Source organism: Lysobacter sp. TAB13, assembly GCF_052113885.1.
In the GTDB taxonomy this organism is placed as follows: Bacteria; Pseudomonadota; Gammaproteobacteria; order Xanthomonadales; family Xanthomonadaceae; genus Lysobacter; species Lysobacter gummosus.
This window is the reverse complement of sequence record NZ_JBFRDR010000279.1, coordinates 1-410: the sequence shown is the minus strand read 5'-3', so window position 1 is coordinate 410 and position 410 is coordinate 1. Positions and strand designations below refer to the sequence as shown.

Sequence of the window (410 nt, the reverse complement as noted above, 5' to 3'; positions counted from 1 at the left end):
GATCCCGGCTTCACCTCGACCGCGAGCTGCGAGTCGGAAATCACTTATATCGACGGCGACGAGGGTGTTCTGCTCCATCGTGGCTACCCGATCGAGCAGCTTGCCGAGCATGGCGACTTTCTCGAGACCTGCTATCTCCTGCTCTACGGCGATCTGCCGACAGCGGCGCAGAAGGCGGATTTCGACTATCGCGTAACGCGCCACACCATGGTGCACGAGCAGATGGCCCGCTTCTTCCAGGGCTTCCGCCGTGACGCGCATCCGATGGCGGTGCTGGTGGCGTCAGTCGGCGCGATGTCGGCCTTCTATCACGACTCGACCGACATCTCGGATCCGCAGCAGCGCATGATCGCGTCGATGCGGATGATCGCCAAGCTGCCGACGCTGGCCGCGATGGCCTACAAGTATAC

Annotated in this window: 1 protein-coding gene; it reads left to right on the top strand. The window is 62.4% G+C overall.

Translation table 11 applies throughout. The features are described 5' to 3' along the window. On the top strand, nt 1-410 hold a 410-nt coding region (locus tag AB4Y92_RS26170; RefSeq protein ID WP_441822275.1), incomplete at both ends, for a citrate/2-methylcitrate synthase.